The organism is Salegentibacter sp. (assembly GCF_036568425.1).
GTDB lineage: Bacteria > Bacteroidota > Bacteroidia > Flavobacteriales > Flavobacteriaceae > Salegentibacter.
Genome location: NZ_DATCSO010000087.1, coordinates 1 through 8786 on the forward strand (window position 1 = coordinate 1; position 8786 = coordinate 8786).

An 8786-nucleotide genomic window follows, 5' to 3' on the forward strand; every position below is an offset into this window, starting at 1 on the left:
GGTGATTTATTAAAATAAAAAAGGCAGTTTTATGGAATTGATACTTAAGAAAGACGTAGATAATTTAGGCTTTAAAGATGACGTGGTAGACGTGAAAAACGGATACGGGCGTAACTTTTTAATTCCTCAGGGCTTTGCACAACTTGCAACCCCTTCAGCCAAAAAAGTATTGGCTGAAACCCTGAAACAACGTGCCTATAAAGAACAAAAGCACATAGACGAAGCCAAGAAACAGGCTGAAAAACTTAACGGTTTGGAAATCAAGATCACTGCTAAGGCAGGAGCTGGTGACAAATTGTTTGGGTCTATTACTAATGCCGACCTTGCCGATGCACTGGCCAAGGAAGGTGTGGAGATCGAAAAGAAATTTATTAGCATCGCAGGTGGAAACATCAAGCGTTTGGGACAATATGACGCTACTTTGCGTTTTCACCGTGAGGTGATCTCAAACTTCAGCTTTGATGTAGTCTCTGAATCCTAATTTATTTGACTTATAAGAATAAGCCTGCTCTTTTTGAGTGGGCTTTTCTATTTTAGTTAAACCGAATTTGCCAGTGGTGATACCTAGCGGCAATATGGTTGAAACTAATCCTGATGTATATCAGGATCTCTCTTAATTTTTACTGAAAATGAAATATGCTCGCTTAACGAAGGAACAATTTGAGGAAATGCACCAGGAATTCATTAATTTTCTGGCAAGCCAGTCTATAACTGCCGATGAATGGCAGGATATAAAATCCAATAAACCGGAAGTTGCCGAGCAGGAACTAGACGTTTTTAGTGACCTCGTTTGGGAGGCAGTATTAAACAAAGTGGAATATTTGGAACATTTTTCACCCAATCAAATTTTTCTTTTTCAAATTACTGCAGCAACGATTAATCTTATTGCTATTAAAATTGAGAATGAGTTTACAGACCTTAGAACAAAAGATGGATATCGCTGGTTGCAGGAAAATATTTTAGATGATTCAGTGAATATTTATACTTCAACAAAGGCAATTAGCGAAGATCGCAACAAAGATATTTTTGCCCTTATTCACCAGGGAGCAAATATTACCAAAGGTGAATTATATACCTATTTCGAGAAGGTCGTAAAATAAAACGAAAGATTAGATTTCTCTACTCGTACCTCAATGACTCTATGGGATCTTGTTTTGCAGCTTTTGCAGCAGGATAACTTCCGGCAAGAATAGCAACCAGAATAGTGATTCCTGTTGCCCATAGCATCGCAATCCAGGGTGTAGTAAAATCAAAGCCCGCTGCCGCAGATACCCCAAAACCGATCAATATTCCTAACAAAATCCCCAGGATGCCACCTATCTGCCCAATAATTAGGGTTTCCATAAAAAATTGAGTGGCAATGGTTTTGCTTTTTGCTCCTAAGGCCTTCCTAACACCAATTTCACGGGTTCTTTCGGTAACACTTACAAGCATAATATTCATTAAGGCTATGGAGGAACCAAAAATCGTTATGATTGAAATAATCCAGGCTGCTATATTCAGGTAGCTTGTTATTGAGAAGATCCTGTTTATCAAATCGTCACTCTTCTCGATCCCGAAATTATTTTCTTCTACAGGGTTGAGTTTTCTAATATTTCTAAAAGTAAGTATAGCTTCCTCCTGTGCTGCCTCCAGAAATTCCTTATTCTCCACCTTAACACTTAAATTGTAATTAATACGAGGTTGCGTGAATAAGGATCTGGCCATTTGGATAGGGATAAGAACTCTCAAATCCTGGTTGTTTCCAAAGGTAGAACCTTTGGACTCCAATACTCCAATAACTCTGAATTTTGCACCACGAACACTAATGGTTTTTCCTATGGGATCTGCTCCCTGGAATAGCCCCTTTTCTTTAGCAAAATCGGCTCCCAAAACCGCGACATTAGTATTATTCCTTATATCAAATACATTTAGTTCCCGCCCGGTTTCCACCTTAAGACCACTATTGCTTAAAAAGTTTTCGTTGACCCCAAGAACGGAAACTTCGGGATCGGTTTTTTCATTTTCATATTTTACTTCTGCCGTCCTGGTTCCGGTGAAAGATACCGAGGTTTGAGTAAAAGGATAATCATAATTTTGTTCAAATTGACGAACCTCTCTGTAACTTATTATTGGATTAATCTTTTCGGTTTCACCACTACCACGCCTTTGCGAGTTGAATTCATATCGCTGGATATTGAAGGTATTAGCTCCCATTGAGGCAAAATCGCTGCTTATAGTATTTTCCAGGGCTGCCACTGCGCTAAGGATACCCACAAGTGCGGTGATTCCAATAGCGATTATCAGTACGGTTAAAATAGTTCGTAGGAGCTGACTTTTAATAGAATTAAAGGCAATCCTGATGTTTTCTTTTAGCAGGCCAAACATATATTCGAATTATTATGCAAAAGATAAGACTCTAAGATCACGGAAATGTTACTTTAAAATTGAAATTTATTTGGGTTAGCTTAAAAATTAAGATATTTGCAGCCAGAACAAAATCAATTCAAGGCTTTACCACCAAAAATTTTATGGCACAAAAACCATCCATTCCTAAAGGCACCCGGGATTTTTCTCCTGCCGAAGTTGCTAAAAGAAATTACATTTTCGAAAAAATAAAATCTCAATTTAAAAATTTTGGATTTCAACCTATTGAAACGCCAAGTTTTGAGAACTCCGACACTCTTATGGGGAAATACGGAGAAGAAGGGGACCGACTGATTTTTAAAATTCTTAATTCTGGAGATTTTTTAAAGAAAACCGATGAGAAATTGCTTCAGGAAAAAGACAGCCTGAAACTTACTCCGTCTATTAGCGAAAAGGCGCTTCGGTACGACCTTACAGTACCTTTCGCTCGTTACGTTGTACAGCACCAGAATGAAATAGATTTTCCATTTAAGCGCTACCAGATCCAGCCGGTTTGGCGTGCAGACAGGCCGCAGAAAGGTCGTTTTCGTGAGTTTTTTCAGTGCGATGCGGATGTGGTGGGAAGTAAGAGCCTGTGGCAGGAAGTAGAGTTCGTACAGCTTTATGATGCTGTCTTTGATTCTCTCGGCTTGAATGGAGTGACTATTAAGGTCAACAATCGAAAGGTACTATCGGGTTTTGCTGAAGTAATTGGAGAAAAGGATAAACTTATTGATTTTACCGTCGCTCTGGATAAGCTCGATAAAATTGGGGAGGAAGGCGTTAAAAAGGAAATGCGCGAGAAAGGAATTGCAGAAAGCGCCCTGGAAAAGATTCAACCTATTTTCAATCTCAAAGGAGAGTTTGGGCAAAAAATACAGGGAATAAAAGACATCCTCGCAACTTCTGAAGTTGGAAAAGCAGGTATTGCAGAACTTGAATTTATCGAGAAAGCCATTTCCGCTATACCATTGAAATCAGCTAAACTGGAACTCGATGTAACTCTTGCCCGCGGACTTAATTACTACACAGGTGCGATCTTTGAAGTTGCGGCACCGGAAACCGTAAAGATGGGATCAATAGGTGGAGGAGGTCGTTATGATGACCTAACCGGTATCTTTGGATTAAAAGATATGAGTGGGGTTGGAATTTCTTTTGGATTAGATAGAATTTATCTGGTCCTTGAGGAGTTAGGTTTATTTCCAGAAACTGTTACAAAAAATACGAGAGTGTTATTTATCAATTTTGGGGAAGAGGAAGCACTTTACGCCCTAAAAACAATTTCGGAATTAAGGAGAAATAAAGTCGTAGCAGAACTTTATCCCGATGCTGCTAAAATGAACAAGCAAATGAAATATGCCAATAAAAGGGAGATTCCATTTGTGGTGCTTGCCGGAGAGGAAGAGATGCAGCGGGAGCAATTTACCTTGAAGAATATGAAAACCGGGGATCAAGACAGGGTTTCCATCAACGAATTAATGAAAAAAGTTCAATAACCGAGTGATCTGAAGCATTCAAAAGCCGGACTTCCTGGAGGATTTCCGGCTTTTTTATTTAATATTCTGAAGCCCGCAAAAGATAATCCATTTCTTCTCCGGTTAATTGTAAATCTATCGCATCCCCGAAGGCATCCAAATGAGAGGATTTTGTAGCACTTGCGATTGGTGCAGTTACTCCCGGCCTTTGCATTAGCCAGCCAAGAGCCACAGCAGCCTGGGAGACCTCATGCTTTTTCGAGATCTTGTCCAATGCTGCCAGGACTTTCCGGCCGCGCTCATTTAAAAATTTTTCAGCAAACATCTTTCGATCTTTACCTTCAAAATCTGATTCTTTTCTGTATTTCCCGGTTAAGAATCCGCTGGCAAGGGCGAAATATGGGGTTACGCCTAAATTATTTTCCCTGGAAAACCGTCTACCCCAACTTTCAAAATTTTGGCGGGCCATAAGATTATATTCAGGTTGATAAACTTCATATTTAGGCAGGCTTTTTTCTTTTGCGACATCTAATGATTCCTGCAATCTTGAATGAGAAAAGTTAGAGGCCCCTATATGTTTTACTTTGCCGGCATTCATGAGTTCCCTATATGCTTCAAGAGTTTCACCTACCGGGGTTTCACCATCATCGAAATGGGTGAAGTACAAGTCGATATAATCTATTTGAAGCCGTTTTAAAGAATCTTCTGCTGCTTTAAGAATATATTCCTTTGAAGTGTTTTTTGGACCGCCCTGCTGCATGCTTGAGCCTCCCTTTGTCGCAATGCTAATCTTATCCCGCACTCCACGGTCTTTCATCCATTTCCCGATTATTTTCTCTGAAGTTCCTGCTTCAACACCGGTTGCCCAGCGGGAATATACATCGGCGGTATCTATCATATTATAACCACGGTCAAGAAGTTCATCCAGCATCCTAAAGGATTCTTCTTCGTTTAAGGTCCAACCAAAAACATTGCCTCCAAAGATGATAGGAGGAGCCTGAATACTGGTAGTTCCAAGTTGCTTTTTCAGCATAGTTTTAGGGTTTTAGTTATTCTCTAAAATACGATTTCTATAAGATTTAACAAGGTTCTAATTATAGTCGGAAATCAAATTCTTATCTTGAATAGGCAGTTGGAAATGAAATAGATAAATTATAACATGGCTATTTATGGATGAAATTGTAAGATTCACGAAGGGATCTGAAGAATTCTATATTCCGCTATCCTTTCAGGGGAAGGATAACTTTGAGCGGCCTGAAGGCATAATTTTGGCTGGTGATGTAGGTGGAACTAAGGCCAACCTTGCCTTATTTCATTTTGAAAAGGATACTTTGGAGCCGATAAAACATAAGACCTACAAGACGGATGACTGGTCTTCTTTCCTTGAGTTAATGGCAAGTTTTCATTCTAATAATCTGCCCCCAATAGACAGCATTTGTCTTGGGGTGGCTGGACCTGTAATTGATGGTAGGGTAGTAGGCACAAATTTTTCCTGGGAACTTGATGAAAAAGAAATATCCAGCGCCCTAAAGGTAGAGCGGGTTTCTATTATAAATGACATGGAGGCCAACGCTTATGGACTTTCCGTTTTGACAAAAAAAGATATAGTTGAAATTAAAGATGGAGCATGGATTAGAGGAAATGCAGCGGTTATTTCTCCCGGTACCGGTCTTGGAGAAGTTGGTTTGTATTGGGACGGGGTTCATTATCATCCCTTTGCTTCGGAAGGTGGTCACTGTGATTTCAGTCCTCGTACAGAACTGGATATTAAGTTCTTGAGATTTATACAAAAGAAGTTTGGCCACGTGAGCTGGGAACGAATTGTTTCCGGGCCAGGAATTGTTAATATATATGAATTCCTTCTTGAAGACAAAAATATAACGGAACCGGAGAAGTTGAGGAATAAACTAAATAATGAAGATATGGCGGCCTCGATAAGCAACTGTGCGAGGGATGGTTCAATTAAAATTTGTGAGGAAGCAATGCAACTTTTCAATATTTATTTGGCCACAGAAGCAGCTCAAATGGCTTTAAAATTTAAGGCGCTGGGTGGTATTTTTATAGGTGGTGGTATTCTTCCTAAGATTATCGATTTAGTTGATAAGGATTTGTTTCTGCATCATTTTCTACATTCGGACAAAATGAATACACTATTAAAAAAAATACCTGTAAATGTGATCCTGAATGATAATAGTCCGCTTTTTGGAGCTGCTTTTGGTGCCGCCAGAAACCTGTCGAAAAAATAATTAAATATTGATTTACAGTTGGTTATGGTTTTGGGTATCTATTCCGAAGAATGTTATAGCATAAAACAAAAAAATCTCTTCTGAAAAGAAGAGATTTTTTAGTGTAGCGAGACCGAGATTTGAACTCGGGACCTCCGGGTTATGAATCCGACGCTCTAACCAACTGAGCTACCTCGCCATAACTTTGTAATCTGCCTACTGGCGTGCCTTTTCGGGACTTTGACTGTCCGTAAATGCGGGTGCAAATATAAAAACAATTTAGGTTGCCGCAAACATTATTTTCTAAAATATTTATTTTGTTTTCTTTTTATCTTTCCAATTAATATCTATATTGCCCGAACTAACTAATAAAAATTAAAATGGAAGAAAAGATCAAGTACGAAATGGAATTTCCCATACACGCTTCTCCTTCTCTATTATATCAATACATTTCCACCCCTTCGGGCTTAAGTGAATGGTATGCCGATAACGTTAATTCCCGTGGTGAGATCTTCACTTTTATCTGGGAAGGTAGTGAAGAGAAGGCCAAGCTGGTAAGTAAAAAAAGCGATGAACGAGTGAAGTTCAAGTGGCTTGATGATGAGGATACTCCATATTTTTTCGAGATCAGGATTCAGGTGGATGATATTACCAAAGATGTTTCAATTATGATTACCGATTATGCCGAAGAAGATGAAATTGATGAAGGAAAAATGCTTTGGGAAAATATGATTTCCGATTTAAAACAGGTACTTGGATCAGTTTAATATTCAAGAGATATACATTACCTTTGCCCCCGCCGTAAACGGGGGTTTTTTACGCTCTTTTGTGAATTAATTTAAAGTTTTATGATAAATTTAAACGGGAAACTGGTAGAAGACCAGAATGCAAAACTTTCAGTATTTAATCGCGGACTTGCTTATGGGGATTCTGTTTTTGAAACCATAAGGGTAATAAACGGGAAGGTGATGTTCTGGGAAGATCACTACTTTAGATTAATGGCTTCTATGCGGATAATGAGAATGGAAATTCCGGCTAGTTTTTCTCCTGAATTTCTTGAAGAAAAAATAGGGGAATTAGTGGAAGCAAATGACTTGAAAAATTCGCCGGCGAGAATCAGGTTCACGGTATTTAGAAAAGAGGGCGGCTATTACACTCCGGCCACCAGAGAGATAGAGTATGTAATCACCGTAGCTCCTTTAAAAGATGCTTTCTATCTTCTGAATGAAGAAGATTATGAAATTGAATTATTTAAAGACCATTATATCACCAGCGGTCTTCTGGCTACCATAAAATCCAATAACCGGGCAATAAATGTATTGGGAAGTATCTATGCTTCTGAAAACGATTATAAAAACTGCCTTCTTTTGAATGAGAAGAAAAATGTAGTGGAAGCTTTAAACGGAAACCTTTTCCTTGTGAAGGGGAAAACTATAAAAACCCCGCCGTTGACTGATGGTGCTTTAAATGGGATAACACGTAAAAAACTTTTAGAGATTTTAAAAGATTTACCGGAATATACCCTGGAAGAAGTTTCTGTCTCACCTTTTGAACTACAGAAAGCAGATGAGTTATTTATAACCAACGTGGTGATGGGTGTACAGCCCATTACAAAATACCGCAAGAAAAATTTCGACAATACCGTTGCAAGGGACTTATTATCAAAGCTAAACGTTAAAGCACGTTTGGGTTAATTATAGGTAGGGTTTTCCGGCGCGTTAGACCATAAAAGATAATCTCCGCCAAGTTGCATCATCTTATCCTTCCAGAAGGAAATATATGGTCTCTCAATAACTTCTGAAGCGTGTTCATTTTTGGTGATAATCCAGGAATGTGAATTGAGTTCTTCATTAAGTTGCTCTGCTTCCCAGCCTGAATATCCCAGGAAGAACCTGATTTGCTTTTCAGAAATTTCACCTTTCCTGATAAGATCAATTACTATATCAAAATCTCCTCCCCAATATATTCCGTTAGCAATTTCAATACTTTCGGGAATTAGTTCCGGTACTTTATGGATAAAGTATAGGTTATCCTGCTCTACTGGGCCGCCATTATAAATTTTAAAATTGGAATCTAATTCCGGAATAAGATCTTTTAAGGTGAAATCGAGAATTTTATTCAGGATAAAACCAACGGAACCTTTCTCGGAATGATCGGCAAGTAATACCACAGAGCGATTAAATGCAACATCTCCAATTATAGAAGGTTCTGCTACTAAAAGATGGCCTTTGGTTGGTTTTAAAGCTATCATAACAGGATTCTTTTTATCTAAGCTACTATTTATTTAAAAAAAATCAAACAATTAAACAAAATTTTTGCATAAAAAAAGCCTTCCGGTTGGAAGGCTTCCTAATTTCGTACTAATACAATTTATTAGTTTACAGCTTTTTGCAGGTCAGCTCCGGCTTTAAATTTTACTACGTTTTTAGCAGCAATTTTAATAGTTTTTCCGGTTTGTGGGTTTCTTCCTTCACGAGCAGCTCTTTTAGAAACTGACCAAGAGCCAAATCCTACAAGAGATACACGGTCTCCTTTTTTAAGTGACTTCTCAACATTTTCAAGAAAAGATTCTAAGGCTTTTTTTGCTGCTGCTTTAGAGATTCCAGCATTTTCAGCCATTGCATCGATTAAATCTGTTTTGTTCATAATTTGAATTTTAAATAAATTGTTGGTTAAACATTCTGTTAAATTGCTCTACAAA

Annotated in this window: 10 protein-coding genes and 1 tRNA gene; 6 read left to right on the forward strand and 5 right to left on the reverse strand. The window is 38.4% G+C overall.

From position 1 onward, the window contains the following. Nucleotides 1-31 precede the first annotated feature (31 nt). A complete protein-coding gene (gene rplI / locus VIM94_RS08505; protein WP_332038870.1) occupies nucleotides 32-481 on the forward strand; it encodes a 50S ribosomal protein L9 in 450 nt (149 codons plus the stop codon). 148 nt (nucleotides 482-629) lie between these two features. Next, on the forward strand, nucleotides 630-1100 hold the full coding sequence (locus tag VIM94_RS08510) for a DUF6495 family protein (protein ID WP_332038871.1): 471 nt from the start codon (nucleotides 630-632) through the stop codon (nucleotides 1098-1100). Nucleotides 1101-1119: 19 nt separating this feature from the next. On the opposite strand, the gene VIM94_RS08515 is transcribed toward VIM94_RS08510, so the two are convergent. Then, complete coding sequence (locus VIM94_RS08515) at nucleotides 1120-2367, reverse strand: ABC transporter permease (protein WP_332038872.1); 1248 nt, start codon at nucleotides 2365-2367, stop codon at nucleotides 1120-1122. Nucleotides 2368-2510: 143 nt separating this feature from the next. Here VIM94_RS08515 and hisS point away from each other — a divergent pair, with 143 nt between their 5' ends. Beyond that, complete coding sequence (gene hisS / locus VIM94_RS08520; RefSeq protein ID WP_332038873.1) at nucleotides 2511-3881, forward strand: histidine--tRNA ligase; 1371 nt, start codon at nucleotides 2511-2513, stop codon at nucleotides 3879-3881. Between the two features lie 58 nt (nucleotides 3882-3939). On the opposite strand, the gene VIM94_RS08525 is transcribed toward hisS, so the two are convergent. After that, entirely contained in the window at nucleotides 3940-4893 is a 954-nt protein-coding gene (locus VIM94_RS08525) for an aldo/keto reductase (protein WP_332038874.1), read from the reverse strand. Nucleotides 4894-5029: 136 nt separating this feature from the next. On the opposite strand from VIM94_RS08525, the gene glk reads away from it, so the two are divergent. Beyond that, nucleotides 5030-6106, forward strand: coding sequence for a glucokinase (gene glk / locus VIM94_RS08530; protein ID WP_332038875.1), 1077 nt, complete (start codon nucleotides 5030-5032; stop codon nucleotides 6104-6106). 104 nt (nucleotides 6107-6210) lie between these two features. On the opposite strand, the gene VIM94_RS08535 is transcribed toward glk, so the two are convergent. Beyond that, nucleotides 6211-6284: transfer RNA gene (locus VIM94_RS08535), tRNA-Met, on the reverse strand. 181 nt (nucleotides 6285-6465) lie between these two features. Between VIM94_RS08535 and VIM94_RS08540 the strand changes: the two genes are divergently transcribed. Together VIM94_RS08540 and VIM94_RS08545 are read left to right on the forward strand one after the other, a co-directional pair. Further along, nucleotides 6466-6852 carry an START-like domain-containing protein gene (locus VIM94_RS08540; RefSeq protein WP_332038876.1) on the forward strand — a complete coding sequence of 129 codons (387 nt, stop codon included), beginning with the start codon at nucleotides 6466-6468 and terminating at the stop codon, nucleotides 6850-6852. Between the two features lie 81 nt (nucleotides 6853-6933). Next, nucleotides 6934-7779 (forward strand): aminotransferase class IV, encoded by an 846-nt coding sequence (locus tag VIM94_RS08545; RefSeq protein WP_332038877.1) that lies wholly within the window; start codon nucleotides 6934-6936, stop codon nucleotides 7777-7779. Here the strand turns inward: VIM94_RS08545 and VIM94_RS08550 are convergent. Both VIM94_RS08550 and VIM94_RS08555 read right to left on the reverse strand, forming a co-directional pair. Then, complete coding sequence (locus VIM94_RS08550; protein ID WP_332038878.1) at nucleotides 7776-8336, reverse strand: YqgE/AlgH family protein; 561 nt, start codon at nucleotides 8334-8336, stop codon at nucleotides 7776-7778. The two genes, VIM94_RS08545 and VIM94_RS08550, sit on opposite strands and share 4 nt — an antisense overlap. Before the next feature lie 122 nt (nucleotides 8337-8458). Next, entirely contained in the window at nucleotides 8459-8731 is a 273-nt protein-coding gene (locus tag VIM94_RS08555) for an HU family DNA-binding protein (protein ID WP_006990442.1), read from the reverse strand. Between the last annotated feature and the right edge of the window lie 55 nt (nucleotides 8732-8786).

Excerpts from the sequence above, each read along its gene's own strand:
- rplI (WP_332038870.1), top strand. The coding sequence starts at position 32 with ATGGAATTGATACTTAAGAAAGACGTAGATAATTTAGGCTTTAAAGAT.
- VIM94_RS08510 (WP_332038871.1), top strand. The coding sequence starts at position 630 with ATGAAATATGCTCGCTTAACGAAGGAACAATTTGAGGAAATGCACCAG.
- VIM94_RS08515 (WP_332038872.1), bottom strand. The coding sequence starts at position 2,367 with ATGTTTGGCCTGCTAAAAGAAAACATCAGGATTGCCTTTAATTCTATT.
- hisS (WP_332038873.1), top strand. The coding sequence starts at position 2,511 with ATGGCACAAAAACCATCCATTCCTAAAGGCACCCGGGATTTTTCTCCT.
- VIM94_RS08525 (WP_332038874.1), bottom strand. The coding sequence starts at position 4,893 with ATGCTGAAAAAGCAACTTGGAACTACCAGTATTCAGGCTCCTCCTATC.
- glk (WP_332038875.1), top strand. The coding sequence starts at position 5,030 with ATGGATGAAATTGTAAGATTCACGAAGGGATCTGAAGAATTCTATATT.
- VIM94_RS08540 (WP_332038876.1), top strand. The coding sequence starts at position 6,466 with ATGGAAGAAAAGATCAAGTACGAAATGGAATTTCCCATACACGCTTCT.
- VIM94_RS08545 (WP_332038877.1), top strand. The coding sequence starts at position 6,934 with ATGATAAATTTAAACGGGAAACTGGTAGAAGACCAGAATGCAAAACTT.
- VIM94_RS08550 (WP_332038878.1), bottom strand. The coding sequence starts at position 8,336 with ATGATAGCTTTAAAACCAACCAAAGGCCATCTTTTAGTAGCAGAACCT.
- VIM94_RS08555 (WP_006990442.1), bottom strand. The coding sequence starts at position 8,731 with ATGAACAAAACAGATTTAATCGATGCAATGGCTGAAAATGCTGGAATC.